The sequence below is a fragment of the Halomonas sp. 111 genome (assembly GCF_052379685.1).
Lineage (GTDB): Bacteria > Pseudomonadota > Gammaproteobacteria > Pseudomonadales > Halomonadaceae > Vreelandella > Vreelandella citrativorans.
On sequence record NZ_JBQSYV010000003.1, the window covers coordinates 183427 to 208840 of the forward strand.

The window sequence follows — 25414 nt, forward strand, 5'->3', positions numbered from 1 at the left end:
TTAAAGGCAAAAAATTATGACGCAAGAACGCCGAGTTGCGCTTGTTACTGGTGCCAGTCGTGGTATTGGTCGAGCGATTGCTCACGAGCTGGGCCGTCAGGGCCGTATCGTGATCGGAACCGCGACCAGTGAGTCCGGGGCACAAAAAATTGATGCCGATTTGCAGCAAAACGGCATTGAGGGTGCTGGCCTTTGCCTTAATGTGACGGACCAGGCAAGCATTGATGACGTGCTTAAGGTCATCACGGAGCGCTTTGGTGCGCCGACAATTTTAGTTAATAACGCCGGTATTACGCGTGATAATTTATTGATGCGCATGAAAGAGGATGAGTGGGATTCGGTGATGGATACCAATCTCAAGTCCGTCTATCGTGTAAGCAAGGCGTGCCTACGAGGCATGACCAAAGCGCGTTTTGGACGTATCGTGTCCATCAGCTCTGTAGTGGCGACCATGGGTAACCTTGGCCAGACTAACTATGCGGCTGCAAAAGCGGGTATGGAGGGTTTTAGCCGTGCGTTGGCACGTGAAGTGGCTTCACGTGCAATTACCGTTAATGCGGTAGCACCAGGCTTCATTGCCACCGATATGACCGAAGCGTTGCCGGAAGCACAGCATGAAATGCTGCTGAAGCAAATTCCGTTGGCTCGTCTGGGCGGCCCGGAAGAGATAGCCGCCGCTGTCGGTTTTCTTACCAGTGATGCTGCAGGTTACATTACCGGTGAGACGCTGCATGTGAATGGCGGCATGAATATGCGTTGATGGCCTTAGGCTTAGCGGTTGCGTCTGCCTAAGGGCGTCTATAAACTACCCCGCAGCTTTTGGCTTGCGGTTTCCAAATAGCTGGTTATCCAAAACGGCTAATGTGAACGACTGGAGTACGTTAATGAGTACTATTGAAGAGCGCGTTAAGAAAGTTGTGGCAGAGCGCCTGAACGTTAAAGAAGAAGACATCCAGAACAGCTCTTCTTTCACTGAAGACTTGGGTGCTGACTCGCTTGACACTGTTGAGCTGGTAATGGCTTTGGAAGAGGAATTCGATACTGAAATTCCTGATGAAGAGGCGGAAAAAATTACGACAGTTCAGGAAGCCATCGACTACGTAAACGCCCACCAGTAAGGGCAAGTTGGTGCATCAAACGAGGGTGTGGTGCTAGCACCCCCCTTAAAAGCCGCCCTTTTAACGGGCGGCTTTTTTGCTTTGTGCTTCACCGTAAACATAACGTTCAATCTCCGTTATACTAGGCACCTAATTTCTGCTGAAAATGACCCGGATGGGTCGAGTCACCATGGATGCCTGGAGGAAAGCTAATGGCGCGAAGAAGGGTAGTGGTAACTGGGTTAGGCCTGGTGACCCCAGTGGGCAATAGCGTGGATGAAACGTGGGCGAATATTACGGCCGGTAAGAGCGGCATAGCGCCCATTGAGCACTTTGATACAAGTAGCTTCAATACACGCTTTGGTGGTTCGGTTAAGAATTTTGATATTAGCCCTTATCTGAATCCCAAAGAAGCCCGCAAAATGGACCTGTTCATTCAGTACGGCATGGCGGCTGGCGCGCAGGCAATTCAGGATGCTGGTATTACCTGTACAGAAGAGAATGCACCGCGTATCGGGGTGGCCATGGGGTCAGGCATTGGTGGCCTGCCCATGATCGAGCATAACCACAATGCGCTTAATAAGGGCGGCGCTCGTCGCGTATCACCTTTTTTCGTGCCGGGCTCCATCATCAATATGATCTCGGGCAATTTGGCGATTCAACATGGCTTTCAAGGCCCTAACATCGCTATTACCACCGCATGTACCAGCGGTACGCACAATATTGGCTATAGTGCACGTACGATTGCCTATGGTGATGCGGATGTCATGATCTGCGGTGGTGCTGAAATGGCAACGACGCCACTTGGCCTAGGAGGCTTCTCTGCCGCCCGAGCGCTTTCAACGCGTAATGATAATCCCGAAGCAGCAAGCCGTCCTTGGGATAAAGATCGCGATGGCTTTGTTCTCTCGGATGGTGCCGGTGTACTGGTACTCGAAGAGTACGAGCATGCCAAGGCACGTGGCGCGAATATCTATGCCGAGCTTGTCGGGTTTGGTATGAGTGATGATGCCTATCACATGACGGCACCGCCTGAAGATGGTCGCGGGGCTGCGCTTTCCATGAGCAATGCGATTAAAGATGCTCAAATGGACCCTTCCGAGGTGCACTATATTAACGCGCATGGAACCTCCACGGCCGCTGGCGACCTTGCAGAAAGCCGTGCTGTTGAACGGGTGATGGGCAGTGCCGCTCAGGATGTGGCGGTAAGTTCTACCAAGTCCATGATTGGCCATTTGTTAGGAGCTGCTGGCGCTGTTGAAGCGGTGTTTAGCATCCTGGCCATTCGTGATCAGGTGGCACCTCCAACCATTAACCTGGATAACCCTCAGGAAGGCTGCAATCTGGATTATGTGCCGCACACGGCGCGTAACATGCGCATTGATGTTGCCTTGTCCAACTCGTTTGGGTTCGGCGGCACCAACGGCTCGCTGCTGTTTAAAAAGGTATAACGCAAGATGACCCTGCCTCAGGTGCCGTTTGATGATCGCGGGCTGGCGTATGGGGACGGCGTGTTCGAAACGGTGCTGCTGCGTAACGGTAAACCGGTGCTGTGGGCATACCACGTAGCGCGGTTGGTGAAGGGGTGTCAGCGGCTCGGCATTCCAGTTCCCTGCCAAGAGGAGATTGATGCCACTTGGCAGGGAAACGCCACGGCACCGCTTGAAGTATTAAAACTGATTGTTACACGGGGTAGTGGTGGAAGGGGGTATGCATTACCTGATACACCAACACCCCGTTTGCTAAGTCGGCGGACTTCTTTCGCCCCTATGGTTGAGCGCTGGAAAAGCGGCGTGACGGTGCGTATCTGCCGCATACGCTTGGCTCACCAACCGGCTTTAGCTGGTATCAAGCATTTAAACCGCCTCGAAAATGTAATGGCACGACAAGAGTGGCAGGATGTGTCGATTGCCGAAGGTTTGCTGGCGGACGCTCAGGGGCAGTTGATCGAGGCGACCAGCATGAACCTGTTTTGGCAGCAACACGGTGAGCTGTTTACGCCGCCACTCGATACATGTGGCGTGGCCGGTACATTGCGTGCCGCGTTAATTGCTGAAGGCGCTGTGCGCGAAGCCAATCTAACCCTTGAAGCCTTACCCGCCGTTGAGCGCGCTTGGGTGGCGAACTCCGTACAGGGGGTATGGCCAGTGGCGACGTTATTGTCTGAAGATGCGGATTGTCTGCAGCGTTGGCCGATTAATCAGCCCGATAAGTTCCAAACACAGGCGCATCGTCTGCTTGGCTATGCGTCAACTTATACCGCAAGCCCTGACCTATTTTGTTGAGGTGATACGTTGAAACGGTTACTGGCCGCTGTTGGAATTATTCTGGTATTGGGCGTCGTTGGCGTCGCAGGCAGCTATTTTTATTGGCAAAGCCGATTAGACGCTCCTCTTGCTTTAGAAGCCCCTGTTTTATATCAGGTGCCTGCTGGAGCAGGCTTTAATCAGGTGGTTGCGCAGTTGGAGGCGCAAGGGATTCTTGAGGATGCCTGGGCTTTTCAAGTATTGGCTCGGGTTCATCCGGAACGTATTCCCCGTCTTCGGGTGGGCGAATATGAGTTAACGCCCGGTATGAATGGGCTTGAAATGCTGGCGCTGTTAGGCAGTAACCGCGTGGTGACGTATCCGTTGACGCTTCCAGAAGGACGCTCATTCAGTCAACTACGCGACCTACTCAATAACGCGCCCAAGCTGGAGCATCGCACGGCGGAGTTGAGCGATGAAGAAATAATGACCTTGCTGGATAGAGAAGGCACCTTTCCAGAAGGCTGGTTTTTCCCCGATACGTACCGCTACCACCTGGGTATGAGTGACGTCGATATTTTGCGCCAAGCGTTGGTGCGGATGGAAAACATTTTAGAAGAAGTATGGGCCGCACGCTCCGATGACCTGACTATTGAGACGCCTTATGAGGCGCTTATTATGGCATCGCTGATTGAGCGTGAAACAGGCGCGCCTGAAGAGCGGCGTGAGATCGCCGGTGTCTTTAAGCGCCGGACGGAGCAGGGCATGCGCCTACAAACTGATCCGACCGTGATTTACGGTATGGGCGACCGGTATCAAGGGCGCATTACCTATGCCGACCTGCGTGAAGCCACGCCTTACAATACCTATGTGATTGATGGCATGCCGCCCACGCCAATTGCCATGCCGGGGCGAGCGTCGCTTGAAGCAGCGGTTGATCCTCTGCCTGGCGAGACGCTCTACTTCGTATCCAAGGGGGACGGCACACACCACTTTTCGCGTACGCTGCGTGAGCACAATAATGCAGTTAATCGCTATATTCGCAACCGCTGACCCAAAGTGTCGGTTTTTCATGAAGTTAATCTCAACGATGCACGCGTTGATTAAGGGATGGCAATGACCAAGCGGGGACGCTTTATTACGCTTGAAGGCGGTGAGGGCGTAGGTAAATCCACCAATATGGCTTTTGTGGTCGCAGCGCTGGAAGCGCAAGGTCTTGACGTGGTGAGTACCCGCGAACCAGGGGGGACGCCGCGCGCCGAGGCGATCCGCGCGCTACTGCTGGACCCTGCTCCCCAGGAGCCATTGCACGCCGATGCTGAGCTGTTACTCATGTTTGCCGCGCGAGCGCAGCATCTGGCCGAAAAAATAGTGCCTGCATTGGAGCGCGGTGCATGGGTGGTATGCGACCGTTTTACTGACGCGACCTTTGCCTACCAGGGCGGCGGGCGCGGTATGTCGGTTGAGCGCATTGCCAAGCTTGAAGCCTTTGTGCAGAAAGGGCTAACGCCAGACCTGACGTTACTGCTTGATATGCCGTTAACGGCGGCGCAGTCGCGCCTGGAGTCACGGCTTAACAGTCAAAATGAGCAGCGTGACCGCTTTGAGCAAGAGCGGGGCGAGTTCTTTCAAGCTGTCCGTGACGCCTACCTGGAGCGTGCCAGTGCTGAGCCTAAGCGCTTTGCGCTCATTAATGCCCATCAGTCGCTGGTTAGCGTACAAGCCGATATTCAGGATGTGCTCGCCGAACGGATAGCGCTATGGCGTTAAGTGGTCTACTGCCTTGGCATGAGGCCACATGGCAGCAGTTGGTGCGGCTGTCAGATGAGGGGCGTATGCCCCATGCCATTTTGTTAAGTGGCGCTCACGGTGTGGGTAAGCAGCAGCTGGCAGAGGCGCTAATTGCCCGTACGTTGTGCGCAAGCCCGAATGTGCTGGCATGCGGCCAGTGTCATAGCTGTTCCATGCTGGCGTCGGGTTATCATCCGGACCTGTTGCGGGTTTCGCCGGAAGAAGGCAAGCGCCAGATACGTATTGACCCTATTCGCGAGGTTAATCGGTTTGTCTCACAGACCGCCCAACAGGGCGGTTATCGTGTGATTGTTCTTTCACCGGCCGAGAGCATGAACATCGCCGCGGCCAATGCGTTGCTTAAAAGCCTGGAAGAGCCTGGCGCTAAAACGCTGTTTATTCTGCTTTCTGATGTGCCATCTCGCATGTTGGCGACTATTCGTTCCCGGTGCCAGCAGTGGTCGTTTCCCAGTGTGCCTTTTACTGCGTGTCGCAGTTGGTTAATCGAACAGTTGGGCGGTGAGGAAGAGGCGTATTTTTGGTGGCGGGTGTCGGGTGGTTTGCCGCTTTTGGCGGCTGAATTAGCTTCGCCTGAAGAGCGGGCATTACGCCACCAGATTCATGACTGCTTTGAGCAATTGGTGCGAGGCGCTGAGCCGGTATCGGAGGCCGCACGGCTGGACCGCCAAGCGATTGACGCTATCTTGTGGTACGGTATCGCATGGCTTGAAGACTTAATTCGCTTGGGTATTTCAGGTGAAGCAAGCGTACTGCACAATCCCGATTTAGAACCCCTTTACCGCCAAGCGGTCAAAAATGGCCGTGCGCAGGATTGGTTTCGTTTGCTGGATTACGCCCGAGAACAGCGGCGCCTGTTAGCGGTTGGAGCCAATCCAAACCCGCAACTGGTGCTTGAAGCATGGCTAGTGCGTTGGGCAGCGCTGCTGCGCTCATAGCGTTATTGCGTTGGCTATGGATTTCAACCATCACCTTCTAGTCATGTCGTTACGATGGTGGTCATGGATTTACCGGCGAGCGAGGTTGATATGAGTATTCAAAAAGCCCTTGCCCTCACCGTGCCTGATGCGTCTACGCTATTTTCAGCTTATATGCCGTTTTTGGAGCGTGGAGGTCTATTTGTACCGACTAAAACGCCCTATGCGCTGGGTGATCAGGTCACTTTATTGCTCACGTTGCCAGGTGAGTGTGAGCGCCTGACGGTTTTGGGTGATGTCGTATGGGTATCGCCTGACGAGATAAGTAGTCAGCGCGTTGCGGGAATTGGCGTTCACTTTAGCTTTAAGGATAGCGCTCTGCGCGAGCACATCGAAATGCTGCTGGAAGCTGATGATCATACGGCTCCTTCATTGACGCTTTAGCGTTATCCCGCCTTTTTATTTCTCTTTTTGGTTGATGAGACGTTCATGTTTGTTGATTCGCACTGTCATTTGGATCGTTTGTCGGAGCACACGCATGGTGGTGATATCGCCGCCACGCTAAACGCGGCTAGAGCTGCAAACGTTAGCCAGTTTTTGGCTATTTCAGTGAGCCTTGAGGATATGCCAGGGCTCGCTGCGATTGCTCGTGAGCATAGCGACGTCGCTATTTCTGCGGGCCTTCATCCGCTGCATACGCCTGTGCAAGAGCCAGTGGCGAGTGATATTCAAGAAGCCGCAGAGCAGTACGGCGCCATTGCCATTGGTGAAACCGGGCTAGATTATCACTATCGGGAAAGCGTGCCGGTTGCGGTGCAGTATGAGCGCTTTAAGCAGCACTTGATCGCTGCCCGCGAGCTTGAGTTGCCCGTTATCGTGCATACCCGGGAAGCCAAGGAAGACACGCTTGCCTTGTTGCGAGAATATAGCGATCCACGCGTCGGTGGTGTGCTCCACTGCTTTACGGAAGACTTGGACATGGCGCGTGAAGCGGTGCGGCTTGGCTTCTATATTTCGTTGTCCGGTATTATTACCTTTAATAACGCGGCGTCGCTGCGTGAATTGGCCCGCCAACTGCCGCTGGATCGTCTGCTTATTGAAACCGATAGTCCTTACTTGGCCCCTGTGCCTTACCGTGGCAAACCCAACGAACCTGCGTGGGTTGTTGAGGTGGCAGAGTGCATCGCCAAGGCGCGGGGCATCAGCGTCGATGAAGTGGCCATGCAAACGACGGCCAACTTCTTTCAGCTGTTTAAAGCAGCCGTGCCCGATGCGCCTGCGCATGTTAAACAAGCCCTGGCGCAGTCTGGGCTCGTGTCTTCACGTTAAGCGGTATTAGCGCAAGGCGGATGCAATGAATATTGATCGACTCCTGCAGCAGCGTCAAAGTGGGGCCACTATTCCGCCTGTGGATCAGTGGCGGCCAGCGCTGTCTGGCGATATCAATATTGTGATTCAAGCAGACGGCACCTGGTTACACGAAGGGCAGCCGTTTGCCCGCCTTGATGTTGCGCGTTTGCTATCCTCGCTGTTGCGCCACGACCCGGAAGGCTACTGCCTGGTGACGCCTGTTGAGCGCTGGTGTCTCCAGGTGGACGATTTGCCTTTTGTGGCTGTTGAGGCCGACTTTCATGAGGATGCCTGGTGGTTTACGACCCAGTTTGAAGATGTCGTGCGCCTTGACGCGACACACCCTCTAGCGTTCAGCGAGACTCAAGGTGGCGAGATGCTGCCGGAAATTGCTGTCCGGTATGGGTTATCCGCCCGATTACATCGCCATGTGTTTTATCAACTGGTTGATGCAGCAAGTATGAAAACACTGGCTAATGGCCAGTGTGAAGTCGGTGTGTGGAGTGCCGGTGAGTGGTTTCCACTCGGCTGTGTGGATGCTGAGGACGCCGCTGGCGGCGATAATGGCGCACCGAGTGAGGCTTTGTGAAGTTAACCGCAGAACAACACGCTGTTGTCCATCATGAAAACGGCCATGCCAGAGTAGCGGCAGTCGCCGGTGCGGGTAAAACCACCACCATGGCAGCCCGAGTGCTGCATCTGCTGGCCGGTGGGGTTGCGCCCAAGCGGATGCTGATATTGATGTTTAACCGCTCAGCACGGGATGATTTTCATCAACGCTTGGTAAGCATGGCCCCCTACGGGCAGGCGCTGCCTGCGGTGCGTACTTTTCACTCGCTGGGGCATCGATTAACCCAAAGTCTGTGCCGTTGGGGAGTGCTCGCACCACGCCGATTGCTGTCGGCTGACTGGCAGTTGGAGCGCTTGCTTCGCCAGGCCAGTTTACATGTGCTGCGTGAAAGCGTTGAGCGGCGCGATGCGGCCATTGAGGGCGAGCGCCTGGAGGCGCTGGCGCATTTTTGTAATCTGGTCAAAGCAGAAATGGCCGAACCTCAAGCACTTTATGAGCGGCTTAACTACGAGCCGGACACTGATTACTTCCCCAGCGCGTTTAACGAAGCAGAGCGAATGCTCGCGGATGAAGGTCTTATGACCTACGCCGATTTGCTGTATCGGCCGCTCCAGGCGCTGGAAGCTGACGCTACGTTACGCCAGCGTGTGGAAGGCTTTTTGGACCACGTCATTATTGATGAGTATCAGGATATCAACGCGGCGCAGCAACGCCTACTTGCGGTATTGGCGGGTAGCACGGCGGCGGTTATGGCGGTAGGGGATGCCAATCAGTGCATTTACGAGTGGCGTGGTGCGCGGCCGGACACCATGCTGGAGGATTTTACCGCGACCTTCGGGCAGCCCACCGATTACCCACTATCAACGACGTTTCGCCATGGGCATGCGCTGGCATTAACCGCGAATCATGCGATTGTTGCCAATCAACGACGCCCCGATCAGCTCTGTTTAGCGGCGGCAAATAATCCGCATACGCGGGTATCGGTCGGGCAGGGAAGTGCTGTCCTGCTGGATACCTTGATGGATTGGAGTGCGCAGGGGCGCGCTTTTCACCAGGTCAGCCTGTTAGTGCGCAGTTGGGCACTTTCCGTGCCGTTCCAACTGGCGTTATTGCAGGCCGGTATCCCCTTTCGCTTACTGCGTGAAGATCGTTTTGTTTTTCGCTTACCGTTGGTGCAGGCGTTAGTGGGCTACTTAAAGCTATCTCGCCGTCCTGAGCTTCTCCACGACCCAGAACACTTGCTGTTACTGCTCTCTCAGCCAACGCCTTTTGTCGCGCGGGAACGGCTACAGCGCTTGGCCTACCAGTTGGCCACTACGCAAGAGTGGCCAGAACGGCATGACCCCGTGCTTACTGAGCTAAAGCCGCTTCAACGGCGTACGTTAAAAAAACGCTGGGCGTTATTGTGTGAGCTTCCCCGGCTACGTGCATGGCCATCCGCTAAATTACTTAGCCATGTGGTGGAAAGCATCGACGCTGAAAAAACGCTAAAGCGTGCCGCAGCCCGGCGGGATAAAGGCGAGGAGGACGTCCGCCTTTTGGATGTGCTGATCGAACAGGCTCAAGGCGTGCCTGATCCGGACGCCTTTATAGCGTTGTTAGAGCGTCCGGTTGAAAACCAGGCCGAGGGTGTCCTGATTTCAACTGTGCATGGTGCCAAAGGGTTGGAGTGGCCGCTTGTGGTCGTCGCCGGCGTCAATGAGGAAGACTTCCCGCATTATAGCCGGGATACGCCGCTAAGCGATGAGCGCCTTGAAGAAGAACGCCGACTCTTTTATGTCGCGATTACTCGCGCCGAAGAGCAGCTTCTGGTTATGCACGATGGTGGCTCGCATCGTCCAAGTCGCTTTATTGCTGAAAGCGCATGGCAGGACAGCATGCAGGTTGCCGAGTGTCTGGCGAAGAGCGAGCCCACAAGCGCTGTGTTACGGGCGGCTTCGCCAGCGATTGTACGGCGCTATCTTGAGCGGTTAGGGCGTGACGATATTACGTTAACGGCGCCCGAGGTGAAGGAGCCCCAGGCCGCTTATGCGCCAGGGGAGCACTTTTACCCCGGACAGCGGCTGCATCACGCCGTTTTTGGTGAGGGAGAGATTGCCTCGGTAGAAGGTAATCCCTCTGACCCGGTCATTGATGTGCGTTTTGTTCAAGCAGGCAGGCGACGTTTAATTGCTCGCCGTGCACCCATTGAGCGATTAGAGCCACCTGTGCAATCCGCCTAACGGTTAGGCGGTGCAAGTGGCTCTTTTGCCGCTGTCGTTTACAGCTTACATATTGGGATAGTTGGGCCCGCCGCCGCCTTCAGGCGCTACCCAGGTAATATTCTGGGCCGGGTCCTTAATGTCACAGGTTTTGCAGTGCACGCAGTTCTGGAAGTTGATCTGAAAACGTGGCTGCCCAGCATCATCCTCTACCACTTCATACACGCCTGCAGGGCAGTAACGCTGGGCCGGCTCGGCATACTTGGGTAAGTTGTGCTTAATCGGAATGTCAGGATCGTCCAGGTGCAGGTGGCACGGCTGGTCCTCTTCGTGATTGGTGTTGGAGAGAAACACTGAAGACGACTTATCAAACGAGAGCTTTCCGTCCGGCTTGGGGTAATTGATTTTTTCAAACTCAGCCGCCGGTTTTAGAGCGCCGTAATCAGTGGTCGTATCGTGAACATTGGGCAGCTTGTTGCCCAGCAACTGATTAACAAAGTTGTAAGCGCCGCCACCCACGGTGCCGTACTTATGCATGGCGGGTCCAAAGCTTGCGCTCTCTTTAAGCTCTTCGTAAGCCCAGCTGGTTTCCCACTTTTGGGTAAAGCTAGTCAGTTCTTGCGCGCCTTCATCACCCGCTTTTAGGGCTTCAAAAACGCTTTCAGCGGCCACCAGGCCTGACTTCATGGCGGTATGCAGGCCTTTGATTTTGGAAAAGTTAAGGGTCCCTGCATCGCAGCCAATCAGTAGGCCGCCTGCAAACGTCATTTTAGGCAGGCAGTTAAAGCCCCCTTTGGTGAGCGCTCGGGCGCCGTAAGCTACACGCTTACCGCCTTCCAGATATTGGCTAAGCGCCGGGTGATGCTTCATGCGCTGAAATTCATCAAACGGCGAAAGCCAAGGGTTCTGATAGGAAAGATCCATAATCAGCCCGACAACCACCTGCTGGTTTTCAGCGTGATACAGGAACCAGCCCCCAGAGGTATCTTTATCCAGCGGCCAGCCAGAACCGTGAACCACAAGCCCTGGTTCATGCTTGTCAGCAGGAGCGTCCCAGAGCTCTTTTAGGCCAATGCCGTAGTGTTGCGGGTCGCGTCCAGCATCAAGGGAAAAATGCTTGATTAAGCGTTTGCCTAAATGACCACGCGCACCTTCGGCAAACAGCGTGTATTTGGCGCGCAGCTCCATACCCGGCATATAGCCATCTTTCGGCGTGCCGTCAGAGGCAACGCCCATATCGCCTATCAAAATGCCGCGTACGGCATCTTCTTCAATAATGACGTCCTGGGCGGCGAAGCCAGGGAAAATTTCAACGCCCAGCGCTTCAGCTTGCTCGGCAAGCCAGCGGCACAGATTACCAGCACTGATCACGTAGCGCGTTTGATCACCGCCGGTATTGTGCATGCTTTTGGGGACCAGCGAATTGGGCAGCTTCTGTGCCTTTTGGGCATCTTTGAGCAGGTAAACATCATCGCGAATGGCAGGAGTGTTCAAAGGGGCGCCACGCTCTTGCCAGTCGGGAAAGAGTTCATTGAGCGCCCGTGGCTCAAACACCGCGCCAGATAAAATGTGCGCACCGACTTCAGAGCCTTTTTCCACGACACAAACGGTCAGCTCTTGTTCGGCTTCATTTGCTTGCTGCATCAGGCGGCAGGCAGCGGCAAGCCCAGAAGGACCCGCGCCTACAATCACTACATCAAAGTCCATGACGTCGCGTTCAACATTTTCCACCTGGTCTCTCCTTATTCTCATAAGTGCAGTGCCTTATAAAAACACGGCCTTAATATAAAACGGTCGTTTGCTTCTGGTTATGCTCCATGATAGGCATAATACCGTGGTCAGGTCACGCCTACGATGCTAAAAGCGCGTTTCATGCTCAGTGGCCCAAACGTAGCCCTGTTTGGTGATTGTTCGACTATAGCGGTAGCGAATGGGTATTGTTGCCATTGGGCAGGCTGTGGCAAATTAACAAGGTTTTGTAACTGCGTGCCTATCAAACGCTTGCATGAATCTCTTCGGCATCGTCATCGCGTATGGCGAGGCTGACTCTTTTATAAGCGGTGTCCGCTGGGCGGGTGCCGACTTTGGTTAACGGCTTTTGCCACCAGCCAAGCGAGGAACCTATGAAAGTACTCGTCGCGGTTAAACGCGTCATCGACTATAACGTCAAAATCCGCGTCAAAGCAGATCACTCTGACGTTGATCTTACCAATGTCAAAATGGCCATGAATCCCTTCTGCGAAATTGCGGTGGAAGAGGCAGTACGCCTAAAAGAGAAGGGCGTTGCGACTGAAGTAGTGGCCGTCACCGTTGGCCCCAAAGCCGCCCAGGAACAGCTGCGTACCGCGCTGGCGCTGGGTGCTGACCGCGCTATTCACATAGAAACCGACACGCGAGTGGAGTCGCTAGCAGTTGCCAAGTTGCTGGCCAAGGTGGTTGACGAAGAGCAGCCCGGCCTGGTCATCCTGGGTAAACAGGCGATCGACACCGACAATAACCAGACGGGCCAGATGCTGGCTGCCTTAACCAACTTGCCGCAAGGCACGTTCGCCTCAGAAGTGGCCGTTGATGGTGATACGGTTAACGTTACCCGTGAAATCGATGGCGGCTTGCAGACCATTGCGCTGACGCTGCCTGCCATTGTGACAACCGATTTGCGCTTGAACGAGCCACGCTACGCCAAGCTGCCGGATATCATGAAGGCCAAAAAGAAACCGATGGACGTCAAAACCCCCGCCGATTACGGCATTGAGGTGGCATCCAAGGTAAGCCTTTTGAAAGTCGAGTCCCCGGCAGAACGTAAAGGCGGTATTAAGGTTGCGTCGGTGGATGAATTGATCGATAAACTAAAAAACGAAGCCAAAGTTCTTTAAGAAAAGTTCTTTGAGATAAGTTCTTCAAGATAAGTGCTTTGAAAGGAGCTGATCTAATGAGCATTTTGGTACTTGCCGATATCAATGACGGCCAACTCGCCAGCGCCACCGCTCACGTGGTAGCTGCCGCCAAAGCCATCGGTGGCGATATTGACGTTCTGGTGGCTGGAGAGGGCGTCCAGGCTGCCGCTGAAGCAGCCGCCAAGCTTGATGGCGTCAGCAAGGTGCGGGTTGCAGATAACGCTGTTTACGCTTACCAACTGGCTGAGCCCATGGGCGCGCTGCTGGTGGAGCTAGCCAATGGTTACACCCATGTGCTGGCGAGCGCCTCCACAACCGGTAAAAATGTGTTGCCGCGTTTGGCTGCCCTGAAAGATGTTAGCCAGCTTTCCGACGTCATTGGCATTGAGAGCGCTGACACCTTCCTGCGTCCCATTTATGCGGGGAACGCCATCGCCACTGTGAAAAGTGATGATGCGCTGAAAGTAATTACCGTACGCTCCAGCGCGTTTGATGCCGTTGCCAGCAGCGGCAGCGCTACGCTAGAAGCGGTCGATGTGGTGGTTGAAAATACCCAGTCAAGCTTTGTTAAAGAAGAACTTGCACAGTCCGACCGACCCGAGCTGGGTGGCGCCAAAGTGGTTATTTCAGGCGGCCGCGGAATGGGCAATGGCGAGAACTTCAAGCTGCTGGACGGTATCGCCGACAAGCTGGGGGCGGCCGTAGGCGCCTCACGGGCAGCGGTAGATGCAGGCTTTGTTCCTAACGACATGCAGGTCGGGCAAACCGGCAAGATCGTGGCACCTGATCTCTATATTGCCGTAGGTATTTCGGGCGCCATTCAGCATTTGGCGGGCATGAAAGACTCCAAGGTCATTGTCGCGATTAATAAAGACGACGAAGCACCGATCTTTCAAGTAGCGGACTATGGTCTGGTAGGCGATTTGTTCGAGATTCTGCCTGAACTTGAGAGCAAGCTGTAAGGCGTTTCTGGATTGACTTGGTTTACCCAAGCCGGCTTATTAAAAGCCGGCTTTTTTAGGAGAGTAAATTAGATAAACTGCCCGTAGTTGGCTAAAGTACGGGCAATGTGAGAAAGTGCCGCCAAAGCGGTTGAAAAAGGTGTGGGCTGACCACACCTATCATGATGAACGCAACGCAAGCCACTCAAGGAGATGATAATATGGCACATACACTTCCCGAACTGCCGTACGCTTATGACGCACTCGAGCCGCATATTGATGCGATGACCATGGAAATTCACCACTCGCGTCACCACCAAACGTACGTCAATAACCTCAACGCTGCACTTGAGGGCACAGGTCTTGAGGACGTTGCGATTGAAGAGCTCGTCTCAAACCTGGACCGTGTGCCGGAAGCCAAGCGCCAAGCGGTTATTAACAACGGCGGCGGCCATGCCAACCACTCCATGTTCTGGCAAATGATGTCGCCGAACGGTGGTGGTCAGCCTCAGGGCGATGTTGCCAACGCTATTGATAGCGAACTAGGCGGCCTGGACTCCTTCAAGGAAGAGTTCAAAAAGGCAGCCGTAGGTCGTTTTGGTAGCGGCTGGGCATGGCTCTCCGTGACTCCCGCGAAAAAACTGGTTGTTGAAAACACGCTGAACCAGGATAACCCGTTGATGCACGGCAACACGCCGCTGCTCGGCCTGGATGTGTGGGAGCACGCCTACTACCTGAAGTATCAGAACAAGCGTCCTGACTACGTTGCTGCGTTCTTCGACGTCGTTAACTGGGAAGACGTAGAGCGTCGCTACCAGGCTGCTATCGCTTAATTTAGCGCTATGTCGGGCAGGATGCCAGCCGTTGGCACCTGCACAATGCCGCCCCCTCTGTGGGGCGGTTTTTTTGTGCGCCCGGCACGGGCGCACTCCTGGAGGTGCAAGTCCTCCCGTAAGCTGGCCACAGCGAACGAAGCGAAGCGCAACTGCGGAAGGGTGACCAACCGTGGGAAGGAAGCGTGGAGCGTAAACCGCGAGCCGATGAACAAGAACCGGATAGGAGGCGCTGCCGAGCAGGGCGAGCGGGCAAGAAGCCGCGAAGCTCTTGTGGCCAAGGCGACGTAGCGTATATCCGGCGGTTGTGCGGTGAAGGAGTGTGTTCTTACCCGGGGAGATCTCGCCTTATGCCTGAAAGGGCAACGTGACCCCACGGAGCGAGAAGTCAGCAGAGGCCGTAGTTGCTCCTCGTTTTTTTTTGGAGCAAAGGGCCGAACGAGAAGGAGCGTCAAACGTCTTGTCGATGAGATCAGTAACGCATCAGATGCCCGCGACTGCGGGGCGGGAGAAGGCATGCCAAGGTGAAGCCTTGTCGTCCTGCTCCAGCGATGAAACTGGCCTCCCGCGACAAGTGCCGGAGGACGCAGGGCAAGGTCTGCTTGAGCGGGCCTTCGCAAGAGAGAACATGCTACGTGCATGGAAGCGCGTGCGTGCCAACAAGGGAGCAGCAGGCATCGATGGTCTGGATATTGCTCAGACCGCCGAGCACCTAAGGTGGGCCTGGCCCGATATTCGACAGCAGCTTCTTGCCAGTCGATATTATCCTCAGCCTGTCCGCCGAGTGGCTATTCCGAAGCCAGATGGAAGCGAACGAGAACTGGGGATACCCACCGTGACTGACCGTCTTATTCAACAGGCGCTGCTGCAAGTTCTACAACCGCTGATCGATCCCACTTTTAGCGAGCACAGTTACGGTTTCCGTCCGGGCCGCCGGGCCCATGATGCCGTACTAGCTGCTCAGAGCTACGCCCAGCAGGGTTACCACACCGTTGTCGATGTTGACTTGTCTCGATTCTTTGACCGAGTCAATCATGACATCCTGATAGACCGCCTGAGGAAACGCATCCAGGATACTCGTGTTATCCATCTGGTTCGTGCGTATTTGAATGCGGGGATAATGGAGGGAGGGGTGGTCATTCATCGGCATGAAGGGACGCCGCAGGGTGGCCCATTATCGCCGCTACTGGCCAATATCCTGCTGGATGAGGTGGATCGCACACTGGAACGTCGCGGACACCACTTTGCTCGCTATGCCGACGACTGCAACGTTTACGTGCGTAGTCAGAAAGCAGGGGAGCGAGTCATGGCTTTGCTACGTCGCTGTTACAGCAAGCTGCGCTTGACGATCAATGAGTCCAAAAGCGCGGTCACCAGCGTGTTTGGCCGCAAGTTCCTGGGCTACGCCCTATGGGAAGCCAAGGGTGGAGATGTCCGACGTGGTATATCAGCAAAAGCATTGGGGGCATTTAAACAGCGGATTAGGCAGCTGACACGCCGAAATGGCGGGCGCAGCATCGCACAGGTCGTCGCCTCTCTGCGACGCTACCTTTTAGGCTGGCAAGGCTACTTTAAGCTGTCGCAAACACCTCGTATCTGGCGATCGCTGGACGGGTGGATACGACGACGGTTAAGAGCTTTGCACCTTAAACAATGGCGTCGGGGTAAGACGATTTATCGTGAGCTGATGCGTCTTGGCGCTACGCCGAGGGTGGCACAATCGGTGGCGGCGTTGAGTCGTCGCTGGTGGCACAACAGCCTGTCGGGAGTCCATCATGTACTAACGGTGGCCTACTTTGATCGGCTGGGCGTGCCCCGTCTCTCATAACCTCAACTTCTCGAACCGCCCGGTGCGGACCCGCATGCCGGGTGGTGTGGCAGGGGACCGGTCAGCCATGCTGACCGCCCCTATGCCGATGTTTCCAGACCGTAGGCTGGGCATGAGCTGTCAATAACCTGTGGATGAAAAAATACTATATATGCTTGAATTGATTTTCCCATGGTCTATATATAGTATGCGTGATGTCTTCAGAGGGGGGGAGGTACTAGATATGCTCTGCCCGAAAAATACCGCTATGAAAAGGGGAAAATGACCATGGCAATCCAGATTTATAGCAAGCCTGCTTGTGTTCAGTGTACTGCTACCTACCGTGCTCTGGATAAACAGGGTCTAGCGTATACCGTTATCGATATCACCGCTGAGTCGGGTGCCCAGCAAGAAGTAGAAGCCCTTGGCTACCGCCAGCTTCCAGTGGTCGTTGCTGGTGATGATCACTGGTCGGGTTTCCGCCCGGACCGTATCCAAGCGTTGGCGTAAAATTGCTATGTTGGTGGACGCCGCCGCTGCAACACCCCAGGTCGGCAGCCTAATTTATTTCTCCACCAAATCAGGTAACACTCATCGTTTTGTACAAAAACTTGGTCTGGCCGCACAGCGTCTTCCGCTAGGGCGTGATGAACCGACGCTACATGCCACAGCACCTTATATATTAATCACGCCCACCTACGGGGGCGGCGAGGCAAAAGGTGCGGTGCCAGGGCAAGTTATTCGCTTTCTTAACGATGAGCAGAATAGACGCTTTATTCGCGGCGTCATTGCTGCCGGTAACACTAATTTTGGTGATGCGTATGGCCTGGCTGGTCGCGTTATTGCAGAAAAGTGCCGTGTGCCATTGCTGTATCGATTTGAATTATTTGGCACCGACGATGACGTGGCCAAGGTTCGCAAAGGAGTAGAAGAGTTTTGGAAACGACAAACCTAGTCACGAAAAACCAGGCTGAACCCAAACGGCCGGCTACGGGAGCTTCCGAAGCGCGTACTTTGGATTACCACGCGCTAAACGCGATGCTTAATTTGTACGGTGCCAACGGTGAACTACAGCTGGATAAAGACCGTGAAGCAGCACGTCAGTACTTCCTGCAACACGTTAACCAGAACACCGTCTTTTTCCACTCGCTGGAAGAAAAGCTCGATTACCTGATGGAAGAGGGCTATTACGAAGCGGAGATGCTCGGCCAATACAGCTTCGCTTTTGTTAAAGCGTTGTTTGAGCAGGCGTATGCCTACAAATTCCGTTTTCCAAGCTTTTTAGGTGCCTTCAAGTACTACACCAGCTATACGCTAAAAACGTTCGACGGTAAGCGTTACCTTGAGCGCTATGAAGACCGCGTATGCATGGTGGCACTGACCCTGGCGCGCGGCGATGAAGCGCTGGCAAAATCCTTGGTTGATGAAATAATCAGTGGTCGTTTCCAGCCAGCGACGCCTACCTTCCTGAACTGCGGCAAGCAGCAGCGTGGTGAGTTGGTATCGTGCTTCTTGCTGCGTATTGAAGACAACATGGAGTCGATCGGTCGCTCGATTAACTCAGCGCTACAGCTTTCCAAGCGGGGTGGCGGTGTTGCCTTTTTATTGAGCAATATCCGTGAGTCTGGCGCACCCATCAAGCGTATTGAGAATCAGTCGTCGGGCATTATCCCGATCATGAAACTCTTGGAAGACGCCTTCTCCTATGCGAACCAGCTGGGTGCTCGCCAAGGCGCTGGCGCGGTTTATCTGAATGCGCACCACCCCGATATCCTGAGTTTTTTGGATACCAAGCGTGAAAATGCTGACGAGAAAATCCGCATTAAAACGTTGTCGCTGGGCGTGACGATTCCGGATATTACGTTTGAGCTTGCCAAGCGCAATGACGATATGTACCTGTTCTCGCCTTACGACGTTGAGCGCGTTTATAGCGTCCCGTTTGGCGACGTCAGCGTTACCGAGAAATACCATGAGATGGTCGCGGACGCGCGTATCCGTAAGCACAAAATCAATGCGCGGGCGTTCTTCCAGACACTGGCAGAGCTGCAGTTTGAGTCGGGCTATCCGTACATCATGTTTGAAGATACGGTCAACCGGGCGAACCCGATTGCTGGTCGTATCAATATGAGTAACCTGTGTTCGGAAATTCTGCAGGTCAATACACCTACCGAATACGACGATGATCTTGGCTATCGCCAAATGGGTCAGGATATCTCCTGTAACCTGGGATCGATGAACATCGCCAAGGTAATGGACGCCGGCAATATTGGCGAAAGCGTTGAGATCGCCATTCGCGGGTTAACCGCAGTTTCAGAAATGAGCAATCTACGTAGCGTACCCTCTATTGCCGAAGGTAATGCCAAGTCACGCGCTATTGGTCTTGGTCAGATGAACCTGCACGGTTACCTGGCTCGCGAACACATTTATTATGGCTCTGAAGAGGGGTTGGACTTTACCAACCTGTATTTCTACTGCATCGCCTTTCATGCCATCCGCGCGTCGAACCGCTTGGCGATTGAGCATAATGATACGTTTGCAGGCTTTGAAGACTCCAAATATGCAACGGGCGAGTTCTTCGATAAATATACCGACCAGGAGTGGCTGCCACGCACCGATAAAGTACGCGGCCTGTTCGAGCGTAGCGACATCACGCTGCCTACTCAGCAGGACTGGCAGGAGCTCAAGGCCTCGGTAATGGCCCACGGCCTTTATAATCGCAACTTGCAGGCGGTGCCGCCCACGGGCTCTATTTCCTATATTAACCACTCGACCTCAAGTATCCACCCGGTAGCGGCCAGGATCGAGATTCGTAAAGAAGGCAAGCTGGGGCGTGCTTATTACCCTGCGCCGTTCTTGAGCGAGTCCACGTTTGATTACTTCCAGGACGCTTATGAAATTGGCCCTGAGAAGATTATTGATACCTACGCTGAGGCTTCCAAGCACGTTGATCAGGGACTCTCATTGACGCTGTTCTTCCCGGACACTGCGACAACGCGTGATATCAATAAGGCGCAGATTTACGCGTGGCGAAAAGGTATTAAAACGCTCTATTACATTCGTCTGCGCCAAAGCGCGCTGGAAGGTACTGAAGTGGAAGGCTGTGTTTCCTGCACGCTTTAATGCCCGTGCCTGGCAAATTGCCAGCATTTGATATTCTGTACTTGTGCGCCGTATGTAATACGGCGCTTTTAATGAGAGTTATTTCATGACTACCACGCAACGCTTATCGCGGGTGAATGCGATCAACTGGAACCGTCTTCAGGATGACAAGGATCTTGAAGTATGGAATCGCCTGACCAGTAACTTTTGGCTGCCGGAAAAAGTGCCGCTTTCCAACGATATTCAATCGTGGAACACACTGACCCAGCAGGAAAAGCAGCTAACCATTCGCGTGTTTACAGGCCTGACGCTGCTGGATACGATCCAAAGCAGCATTGGTGCTCCGGTGCTAATGGAAAATGCTCGCACACCCCATGAAGAGGCGGTATACACCAATATTGCGTTTATGGAGTCGGTGCATGCGCGCTCGTACAGCTCGATTTTCTCGACGCTATGCGCCACGCGCGATGTGGATGATGCCTTCCGGTGGAGTGAAGAGAATCCCACGCTCCAGGCTAAGTCAGAACTGATTCTGGAGCGCTATCGCTCTGATGACCCGTTGATGCGCCAGGTGGCCAGCGTATTTTTGGAGTCCTTTTTGTTCTATTCGGGCTTCTATCTGCCCATGTACTGGTCCAGCCACGCCAAGCTAACCAACACCGCTGATCTTATTCGTTTGATTATTCGCGATGAAGCGGTACACGGTTACTACATTGGCTACAAATTCCAGCAAGCCTTGGCAGAAGCCACGCCCGAGCGTCAGCAGGAAGTCAAGGATTACGCGTATGAGCTGCTTCTTGAGCTGTATGATAATGAAGTGCGCTACACCGAGTCACTGTATGACGAAGTGGGGCTGTCGGAAGATGTGAAGAAATTTCTTCATTATAACGCCAACAAAGCGCTGATGAACCTGGGCTATGAGCCGCTGTTCCCCAGTAGCGTGACCGACGTTGACCCGACGATTATGGCGGCTCTGTCGCCCAGTGCGAATGAAAACCACGACTTCTTCTCAGGCTCTGGCTCCTCGTATGTTATTGGCAAAGCCATTGCCACTGAAGACGATGACTGGGAGTTTTAATAGTCTCATCCGGTAAGCGGTAAAAAGAGGGAAGGGCCATGCCAGATGTAACGCCAAACACGGCCAGTGTACTGAAAATCGCAGCGGCGGTTGTAAGTGACCTGGATGGTCGACTGCTGCTGGTGCGTAAACAGGGCACCGCTTTCTTTATGCAGCCGGGCGGTAAGATCGACCCGGGTGAAACGGCACTGGCAGCACTATGTCGTGAGCTTAAAGAAGAGCTCGGTTTGCATGTCACTGAAGACCGGCTGCTTCCTTTGGGCGTACAGAAGGCCCCGGCGGCGAATGAGCCTGGCATGACGATTGAAGCGCAGCTCTATGGGCTGGTGATTGATGAGCTGGTAGAGGCGGCCGCTGAAATCGCTGAAGCCAAATGGGTAAGCCGTGAGCAGGCGTGGGAGCTTCCTCTTGCGCCGCTAACCAAAGGCTATGTCATAAGGACCGTGTCATAAAGGCCGTGCCATAAAGACTGAGCCATAAAGGCATGTGTCATGTTGAATGTTTAAGACATCAAGCATCACCATTATAAGCGGGGCGCCATTTGGCGCCCTTTTTTATACCCAAAATAAAGCAAAAAAACGTCTTAATGTTAATGATAAATATTGTCATTTATTGAGATGGTGGTAGGCTAACGCGTAGAATTTAAACGCAAATCGTTCTTATACTTAATTGGTTTCTAGTGTGGCTAATGGTAAAGCTCGCTAGGCAGTAACGGAGAGTCGACGTGCTGAACAGGTCTTTCTTTGCCGTGCGTACGTGTTGCTTAGCCTTCGTGCTAGTCAGCGGTGGGCTAATGGCAAGCGATGAAACAGCGGGCCAGGCGGCCCAGAGCGTAGAAGCCCAACAAACCCAGGCGGCCCTGCAGCAGCAAATTGATGCAGCCGATGAAGAGACCCGGGGCGCGCTAGAAGAGTTACGTCGGCTAGAGCGTGAGACTCGCCAAATGGAGGCCACAAACGCGTCGCTAAGTGCGCGTTTGGTAGAAGAAGCCGAACGTCAGCAGCGTTTAAGTACTGCACTGAATACCCTGGAAGAGACACGCGCGGCGCTACCGCTTATCGAGCAGGATATGCAAGCACAGCTAACGCGCTGGATTGAGCAGGATATGCCGTTCTTGCGCGATGAGCGCTTGGCTCGAGTCGTGCACTCTGATGAGGCGCAGAGCAGCAACACCGTTGAGCGGATCAACGGCTTATTAGAAGCATGGCGAGTAGAGCTTGAATACGGCCGTGACATTGATAACTGGCGCGGACGTTTGCAAAGCCCTGAAGGCAATGCTCGGGAAGTGGATTATCTACGCGTCGGTAGAATTGGATTTTACTACCTGACGCCAGACGCTCGGGAAGGCGGTGTTTGGGATGCCGCCAACCATGAATGGCTACCGTTGGATGAGCGAACACGGCGCGAAGTCCGCAATGGTCTGCGCATCGCCGCTGACCAGCGCACGCCGGATCTATTGAGGTTGCCGCTATCCATTACCGTTGCAGAACAGCAGGGAGGTCAGCCATGAGCGTCAATCGTCAACGTCTGCAACGCCTGGTAAGTGCTGGTTTGTTGGTGGGGCTTGTCGCCGTCAGTTTCGGCGTCTCGGCGCAAAGTGAGCCTGTTTCATCGCTACGCGAAGCACGCCAGGCCGCTGAGGCGCGTGACCAGGAGCGCTTGGCGCGCTTTTTGGAAGATCAGCAAGCGTTAAATGCAGCGCTTGAAGAGGCTCGCGCCGCCCACCAGTCAGCCGAGGAGCAGCGTGAGGCGCTGCAAGCCCAGCAAACCGAGCAGGCTGAGCAGGCCAGTGAGTTAACCGAGCGTCAGAACGAACAGGGTGAAGCGCTTTCCGGCTTGTTGGCAAACCTTGCACGACACAGTACCGAAGTGCGCAACGCATTGGGTGAAGATAGCTGGTTAACCTTGCAAGAAGAGATACTGCCGCCTCGCTTGGATAACGCGGAAGTGCTTGAACGTCGTCAGCTAGAAAACGTGGTCGACAGTTTGGCAACGCTGGCTGCAAAAACCGGGCAGGTTGAACGTTTGGAGCTTCCGGTCGCGGATTCCAGCGGCGCGATCGCGCCCCGTAACGTGGTTCGATTGGGTGACTTCGCCGCGTTTACGGAAAATGCACTACTTCAGCAAGAAGGTGACGTCAGTCATTTGGCCGAAGCGCCGCGTACGCCAGACGAAATTCAAAGTGTGCTCGCGGCTTACCATCAGGGAGAAAGCCGGGAATTCCTGATTGACCCCACTCAAGGCCCCGTTTTACAGGCGCTTTCTCAACGTCCTAGCCTGTGGGAGCGTTTCCAGCAGGGCGGGTATGTCGGTTATGTCATCGTCGTGCTGGGGGTGTTGGGTCTGCTGGTGGCGCTGGGGCAATATGCCTACTTGGTGCTACAGAGTCTTCGCGTGCGCCGTCAACGTCAGTCGCTTAACCAGTTGCAGTCGAATAACCCACTAGGCCGCGTGTTGCTTCGCTTTAAAGAGATGGATAAGCACCAAACCCCTGAAGCGTTAGAAGCACGTTTGGATGAAGCGGTACTGGCAGAGTTGCCGCGCATTGAGCGGGGTCAGCCCATTGTTAAGCTATTGGCTGCTATTGCACCGCTGCTGGGGTTGTTAGGAACGGTGACCGGCATGATTATAACGTTTCAGGCGATTACCGTGTTTGGCACCGGCGATCCGCAGCTCATGGCAGGGGGGATTAGCCAGGCATTGGTCACCACGGTGCTGGGCCTTATTACGGCGGTGCCTTTGCTGTTTGCGCAAACGGCGCTTTCAAGCCGCAGCCGTCACTTAAGCCAAGTGATTGAAGGCGAGGCGAGTGCGACCTTGGCGGATCATTTAGAAGCTCAATCTACTGCTCATGCTACGTCGGTGAATTGATATGCCCACGCTACCTCTCTGGCTTGAACCGGTAGAGCGGTTAGTCGATGCCGGTGGTGCGGTTCTGGTCGTGCTGGCGTTGGTCGCGGTGCTGGTGTTCGGCATGGCGATAGAGCGCTGGTGGTACTACCGCATTACCTGGCGTTCCGCCCGTCGGCAGTTGATTCGTCGCTGGGCGGAGCGCCGCGACCACCGCAGCTGGAGCGCGCGCACGCTACGTCACGTGTGGACAGAAGCATTGGTGGCCAGGCTTCGTCGTCCGCTGCCCTGGTTAAAACTGCTGGTCGCGCTCTGCCCCTTGCTAGGCCTGCTGGGTACTGTTACCGGCATGATTACCGTATTTGATAGCCTTTCGATGAGTGACACGCATCAGGCGCGTGCGATGGCCGATGGCGTGGCGCGTGCAACGCTGCCTACGTTAACCGGCATGGCGATTGCGGTCGTGGGGCTTCTGTTTATTAGTCGTTTAGAGCACGTGATTCGTCGAGAAGATCAGCGGTTGCATGACCGGCTGGCACGTGCCTTGGAGGAGAGTGATGCGTAGACGCCGTTCAATGGACGCAAACGCAGAAAGCAATGAAGTCAACCTGACGCCCATGCTCGATGTGGTGTTCATTATGCTGATCTTCTTTATCGTAACGACCAGCTTCATTAAAGAGAGCGGTATCGAGATTGAACGCCCGGAATCGAGTGCGGCGAGTCCACGCCCGGAAGCGCAGGTGCTGGTGGCTATTACACCTGAAGGTGCTGTCTGGGTGGACGGTAAGCCAGTGGATGTCCATCACGTAGGGCGGGAAGTGGCCGGTATGTTGACCGAGCAAGGGTCTGCTGTGATTCAGGCGGACCGGGCATCGACGACCGGGCTGCTCATTGAAGTTATGGATCGCCTTAAAGAGGCCGGGGTAGAGCAGGTGGCCGTCGCTGCGAGCCGGAGTGCGCCATGATACGTCATGCGGTGTCCTTTCTGGTGGGAATTACGCTGGCAGTGGGTCTATTTTGGCTGCTGGCACTACTGGTAACGCCGCCAGAAAGCGAGCCTGAAACGCCGATAATGACCATGACCATGAATATGGTGGAAGCGCCAGAAGTGGCGCCAGCGCCACAGCCTGCGCAAGCCACGCCTCAGCAGGCGCCGCCGCCCATGCCGACACCCGAGCCGCCTCCGGTAACCGATAGTGCTATTAAGCTGCCTGATGTAGAGCTACCTGACGTACCCGTCGAGCCGGTGGAGATGGAGGATGAGCTGCCGGAGTTAACGGAAATAGCGCCCGAGCCTCAACCCGAGCCTCAGCCCGCACCGCAGCCGGAACCTGCACCTGAGCCATCCCCAGAGCCGCCGACGGAAGCAGCGCCAGTAGAGACGCCCACGGAGGCACCCGCTCAGCGTGAAGCGGCCCCGGTAGCCGAAGCGCCGCCTTCCAACGAGCCAGTAAGTGTCGGGCAGGTGGCGCCTACCAATCGTGTTAACCCTAATTATCCACCGCGCGCGCAGCGCAGAGGTATGGAAGGGTTCGTTGAGGTGGAATTTATTATTCGTCGCGATGGTAGCGTTGACCGGTCCTCCGTTCGAGTAACGAATTCTCAGCCACGGCGTGTATTTGATGACGCCGCCCAAAAGGCTATTGGGCAGTGGCAGTTTGCCAGCAGCCAGCAGATCCGGCGTGCCACACAGCGCATAGAGTTTCAATTGAGGTAGCGGA

26 protein-coding genes are annotated in these 25414 nt (G+C 54.7%); 25 read left to right on the top strand and 1 reads right to left on the bottom strand.

From position 1 onward, the window contains the following. Nucleotides 1-16: 16 nt before the first annotated feature. From fabG to ACT3T7_RS03705, 11 genes are all read left to right on the top strand, one after another. The gene (fabG, locus tag ACT3T7_RS03655) at nucleotides 17-760 is read left to right on the top strand and encodes a 3-oxoacyl-ACP reductase FabG (protein ID WP_172116373.1); all 744 of its coding nucleotides are present in this window, start codon (nucleotides 17-19) and stop codon (nucleotides 758-760) included. Between the two features lie 124 nt (nucleotides 761-884). After that, nucleotides 885-1118, top strand: coding sequence for an acyl carrier protein (gene acpP, locus ACT3T7_RS03660; protein WP_008956801.1), 234 nt, complete (start codon nucleotides 885-887; stop codon nucleotides 1116-1118). 191 nt (nucleotides 1119-1309) lie between these two features. Then, nucleotides 1310-2548 carry a beta-ketoacyl-ACP synthase II gene (gene fabF / locus ACT3T7_RS03665; protein WP_172116374.1) on the top strand — a complete coding sequence of 413 codons (1239 nt, stop codon included), beginning with the start codon at nucleotides 1310-1312 and terminating at the stop codon, nucleotides 2546-2548. Between the two features lie 6 nt (nucleotides 2549-2554). Beyond that, nucleotides 2555-3382 carry an aminodeoxychorismate lyase gene (gene pabC, locus ACT3T7_RS03670; RefSeq protein WP_172116375.1) on the top strand — a complete coding sequence of 276 codons (828 nt, stop codon included), beginning with the start codon at nucleotides 2555-2557 and terminating at the stop codon, nucleotides 3380-3382. A gap of 9 nt (nucleotides 3383-3391) precedes the next feature. Further along, nucleotides 3392-4396: an endolytic transglycosylase MltG gene (gene mltG / locus ACT3T7_RS03675; RefSeq protein ID WP_172116376.1), complete on the top strand. Its 1005-nt coding sequence runs from the start codon at nucleotides 3392-3394 to the stop codon at nucleotides 4394-4396. Nucleotides 4397-4459: 63 nt separating this feature from the next. Further along, the gene (gene tmk, locus ACT3T7_RS03680; RefSeq protein ID WP_193053763.1) at nucleotides 4460-5113 is read left to right on the top strand and encodes a dTMP kinase; all 654 of its coding nucleotides are present in this window, start codon (nucleotides 4460-4462) and stop codon (nucleotides 5111-5113) included. Further along, entirely contained in the window at nucleotides 5104-6090 is a 987-nt protein-coding gene (locus tag ACT3T7_RS03685) for a DNA polymerase III subunit delta' (RefSeq protein ID WP_193053762.1), read from the top strand. The genes tmk and ACT3T7_RS03685 overlap by 10 nt, the downstream gene beginning before the upstream one ends. A gap of 90 nt (nucleotides 6091-6180) precedes the next feature. Further along, nucleotides 6181-6513: a PilZ domain-containing protein gene (locus tag ACT3T7_RS03690; RefSeq protein WP_193053761.1), complete on the top strand. Its 333-nt coding sequence runs from the start codon at nucleotides 6181-6183 to the stop codon at nucleotides 6511-6513. A 45-nt stretch (nucleotides 6514-6558) separates the two neighbouring features. After that, the gene (locus ACT3T7_RS03695) at nucleotides 6559-7398 is read left to right on the top strand and encodes a TatD family hydrolase (RefSeq protein WP_441677069.1); all 840 of its coding nucleotides are present in this window, start codon (nucleotides 6559-6561) and stop codon (nucleotides 7396-7398) included. A gap of 25 nt (nucleotides 7399-7423) precedes the next feature. After that, nucleotides 7424-8008 carry a DUF1285 domain-containing protein gene (locus tag ACT3T7_RS03700; protein WP_441677070.1) on the top strand — a complete coding sequence of 195 codons (585 nt, stop codon included), beginning with the start codon at nucleotides 7424-7426 and terminating at the stop codon, nucleotides 8006-8008. Beyond that, nucleotides 8005-10212 carry an ATP-dependent helicase gene (locus ACT3T7_RS03705; protein ID WP_444630116.1) on the top strand — a complete coding sequence of 736 codons (2208 nt, stop codon included), beginning with the start codon at nucleotides 8005-8007 and terminating at the stop codon, nucleotides 10210-10212. Before ACT3T7_RS03700 ends, ACT3T7_RS03705 begins: the two co-directional genes overlap by 4 nt. A gap of 45 nt (nucleotides 10213-10257) precedes the next feature. On the opposite strand, the gene ACT3T7_RS03710 is transcribed toward ACT3T7_RS03705, so the two are convergent. Then, nucleotides 10258-11922: an electron transfer flavoprotein-ubiquinone oxidoreductase gene (locus ACT3T7_RS03710; protein ID WP_444630117.1), complete on the bottom strand. Its 1665-nt coding sequence runs from the start codon at nucleotides 11920-11922 to the stop codon at nucleotides 10258-10260. Between the two features lie 392 nt (nucleotides 11923-12314). Between ACT3T7_RS03710 and ACT3T7_RS03715 the strand changes: the two genes are divergently transcribed. From ACT3T7_RS03715 to ACT3T7_RS03780, 14 genes are all read left to right on the top strand, one after another. Next, the gene (locus ACT3T7_RS03715) at nucleotides 12315-13064 is read left to right on the top strand and encodes an electron transfer flavoprotein subunit beta/FixA family protein (RefSeq protein ID WP_444630118.1); all 750 of its coding nucleotides are present in this window, start codon (nucleotides 12315-12317) and stop codon (nucleotides 13062-13064) included. Between the two features lie 56 nt (nucleotides 13065-13120). Further along, nucleotides 13121-14047: an electron transfer flavoprotein subunit alpha/FixB family protein gene (locus ACT3T7_RS03720; RefSeq protein WP_444630119.1), complete on the top strand. Its 927-nt coding sequence runs from the start codon at nucleotides 13121-13123 to the stop codon at nucleotides 14045-14047. 200 nt (nucleotides 14048-14247) lie between these two features. Beyond that, the gene (locus tag ACT3T7_RS03725) at nucleotides 14248-14859 is read left to right on the top strand and encodes a superoxide dismutase (protein WP_172116386.1); all 612 of its coding nucleotides are present in this window, start codon (nucleotides 14248-14250) and stop codon (nucleotides 14857-14859) included. Nucleotides 14860-15487: 628 nt separating this feature from the next. Continuing rightward, complete coding sequence (gene ltrA, locus ACT3T7_RS03730) at nucleotides 15488-16687, top strand: group II intron reverse transcriptase/maturase (RefSeq protein WP_441678023.1); 1200 nt, start codon at nucleotides 15488-15490, stop codon at nucleotides 16685-16687. A gap of 267 nt (nucleotides 16688-16954) precedes the next feature. Continuing rightward, complete coding sequence (gene nrdH / locus ACT3T7_RS03735) at nucleotides 16955-17176, top strand: glutaredoxin-like protein NrdH (protein WP_087109257.1); 222 nt, start codon at nucleotides 16955-16957, stop codon at nucleotides 17174-17176. Nucleotides 17177-17183: 7 nt separating this feature from the next. Further along, complete coding sequence (nrdI, locus tag ACT3T7_RS03740) at nucleotides 17184-17621, top strand: class Ib ribonucleoside-diphosphate reductase assembly flavoprotein NrdI (protein ID WP_172116387.1); 438 nt, start codon at nucleotides 17184-17186, stop codon at nucleotides 17619-17621. Then, nucleotides 17603-19786 (top strand): class 1b ribonucleoside-diphosphate reductase subunit alpha, encoded by a 2184-nt coding sequence (gene nrdE / locus ACT3T7_RS03745; protein ID WP_444630120.1) that lies wholly within the window; start codon nucleotides 17603-17605, stop codon nucleotides 19784-19786. The genes nrdI and nrdE overlap by 19 nt, the downstream gene beginning before the upstream one ends. 85 nt (nucleotides 19787-19871) lie before the next feature. After that, a complete protein-coding gene (gene nrdF / locus ACT3T7_RS03750) occupies nucleotides 19872-20843 on the top strand; it encodes a class 1b ribonucleoside-diphosphate reductase subunit beta (RefSeq protein ID WP_087109253.1) in 972 nt (323 codons plus the stop codon). A gap of 38 nt (nucleotides 20844-20881) precedes the next feature. After that, nucleotides 20882-21295, top strand: coding sequence for an NUDIX hydrolase (locus tag ACT3T7_RS03755; protein WP_444630121.1), 414 nt, complete (start codon nucleotides 20882-20884; stop codon nucleotides 21293-21295). Nucleotides 21296-21567: 272 nt separating this feature from the next. Next, nucleotides 21568-22353: a DUF3450 family protein gene (locus ACT3T7_RS03760; RefSeq protein ID WP_444630122.1), complete on the top strand. Its 786-nt coding sequence runs from the start codon at nucleotides 21568-21570 to the stop codon at nucleotides 22351-22353. Further along, on the top strand, nucleotides 22350-23714 hold the full coding sequence (locus ACT3T7_RS03765; RefSeq protein WP_444630123.1) for a MotA/TolQ/ExbB proton channel family protein: 1365 nt from the start codon (nucleotides 22350-22352) through the stop codon (nucleotides 23712-23714). Before ACT3T7_RS03760 ends, ACT3T7_RS03765 begins: the two co-directional genes overlap by 4 nt. A gap of 1 nt (nucleotide 23715) precedes the next feature. After that, on the top strand, nucleotides 23716-24258 hold the full coding sequence (locus ACT3T7_RS03770; protein ID WP_172116391.1) for a MotA/TolQ/ExbB proton channel family protein: 543 nt from the start codon (nucleotides 23716-23718) through the stop codon (nucleotides 24256-24258). Then, nucleotides 24251-24658 (top strand): ExbD/TolR family protein, encoded by a 408-nt coding sequence (locus tag ACT3T7_RS03775; protein ID WP_172116392.1) that lies wholly within the window; start codon nucleotides 24251-24253, stop codon nucleotides 24656-24658. Before ACT3T7_RS03770 ends, ACT3T7_RS03775 begins: the two co-directional genes overlap by 8 nt. Next, complete coding sequence (locus ACT3T7_RS03780) at nucleotides 24655-25410, top strand: TonB family protein (RefSeq protein ID WP_444630124.1); 756 nt, start codon at nucleotides 24655-24657, stop codon at nucleotides 25408-25410. Before ACT3T7_RS03775 ends, ACT3T7_RS03780 begins: the two co-directional genes overlap by 4 nt. The last annotated feature ends 4 nt before the right edge of the window (nucleotides 25411-25414 follow it).

What these genes read in the sequence shown, in the direction of transcription:
- fabG (WP_172116373.1), top strand. Translation starts at nt 17, where the DNA reads ATGACGCAAGAACGCCGAGTTGCGCTTGTTACTGGTGCCAGTCGTGGT.
- acpP (WP_008956801.1), top strand. Translation starts at nt 885, where the DNA reads ATGAGTACTATTGAAGAGCGCGTTAAGAAAGTTGTGGCAGAGCGCCTG.
- fabF (WP_172116374.1), top strand. Translation starts at nt 1,310, where the DNA reads ATGGCGCGAAGAAGGGTAGTGGTAACTGGGTTAGGCCTGGTGACCCCA.
- pabC (WP_172116375.1), top strand. Translation starts at nt 2,555, where the DNA reads ATGACCCTGCCTCAGGTGCCGTTTGATGATCGCGGGCTGGCGTATGGG.
- tmk (WP_193053763.1), top strand. Translation starts at nt 4,460, where the DNA reads ATGACCAAGCGGGGACGCTTTATTACGCTTGAAGGCGGTGAGGGCGTA.
- ACT3T7_RS03685 (WP_193053762.1), top strand. Translation starts at nt 5,104, where the DNA reads ATGGCGTTAAGTGGTCTACTGCCTTGGCATGAGGCCACATGGCAGCAG.
- ACT3T7_RS03690 (WP_193053761.1), top strand. Translation starts at nt 6,181, where the DNA reads ATGAGTATTCAAAAAGCCCTTGCCCTCACCGTGCCTGATGCGTCTACG.
- ACT3T7_RS03695 (WP_441677069.1), top strand. Translation starts at nt 6,559, where the DNA reads ATGTTTGTTGATTCGCACTGTCATTTGGATCGTTTGTCGGAGCACACG.
- ACT3T7_RS03700 (WP_441677070.1), top strand. Translation starts at nt 7,424, where the DNA reads ATGAATATTGATCGACTCCTGCAGCAGCGTCAAAGTGGGGCCACTATT.
- ACT3T7_RS03715 (WP_444630118.1), top strand. Translation starts at nt 12,315, where the DNA reads ATGAAAGTACTCGTCGCGGTTAAACGCGTCATCGACTATAACGTCAAA.
- ACT3T7_RS03720 (WP_444630119.1), top strand. Translation starts at nt 13,121, where the DNA reads ATGAGCATTTTGGTACTTGCCGATATCAATGACGGCCAACTCGCCAGC.
- ACT3T7_RS03725 (WP_172116386.1), top strand. Translation starts at nt 14,248, where the DNA reads ATGGCACATACACTTCCCGAACTGCCGTACGCTTATGACGCACTCGAG.
- ltrA (WP_441678023.1), top strand. Translation starts at nt 15,488, where the DNA reads ATGCTACGTGCATGGAAGCGCGTGCGTGCCAACAAGGGAGCAGCAGGC.
- nrdH (WP_087109257.1), top strand. Translation starts at nt 16,955, where the DNA reads ATGGCAATCCAGATTTATAGCAAGCCTGCTTGTGTTCAGTGTACTGCT.
- nrdI (WP_172116387.1), top strand. Translation starts at nt 17,184, where the DNA reads ATGTTGGTGGACGCCGCCGCTGCAACACCCCAGGTCGGCAGCCTAATT.
- nrdF (WP_087109253.1), top strand. Translation starts at nt 19,872, where the DNA reads ATGACTACCACGCAACGCTTATCGCGGGTGAATGCGATCAACTGGAAC.
- ACT3T7_RS03755 (WP_444630121.1), top strand. Translation starts at nt 20,882, where the DNA reads ATGCCAGATGTAACGCCAAACACGGCCAGTGTACTGAAAATCGCAGCG.
- ACT3T7_RS03765 (WP_444630123.1), top strand. Translation starts at nt 22,350, where the DNA reads ATGAGCGTCAATCGTCAACGTCTGCAACGCCTGGTAAGTGCTGGTTTG.
- ACT3T7_RS03770 (WP_172116391.1), top strand. Translation starts at nt 23,716, where the DNA reads ATGCCCACGCTACCTCTCTGGCTTGAACCGGTAGAGCGGTTAGTCGAT.
- ACT3T7_RS03775 (WP_172116392.1), top strand. Translation starts at nt 24,251, where the DNA reads ATGCGTAGACGCCGTTCAATGGACGCAAACGCAGAAAGCAATGAAGTC.
- ACT3T7_RS03780 (WP_444630124.1), top strand. Translation starts at nt 24,655, where the DNA reads ATGATACGTCATGCGGTGTCCTTTCTGGTGGGAATTACGCTGGCAGTG.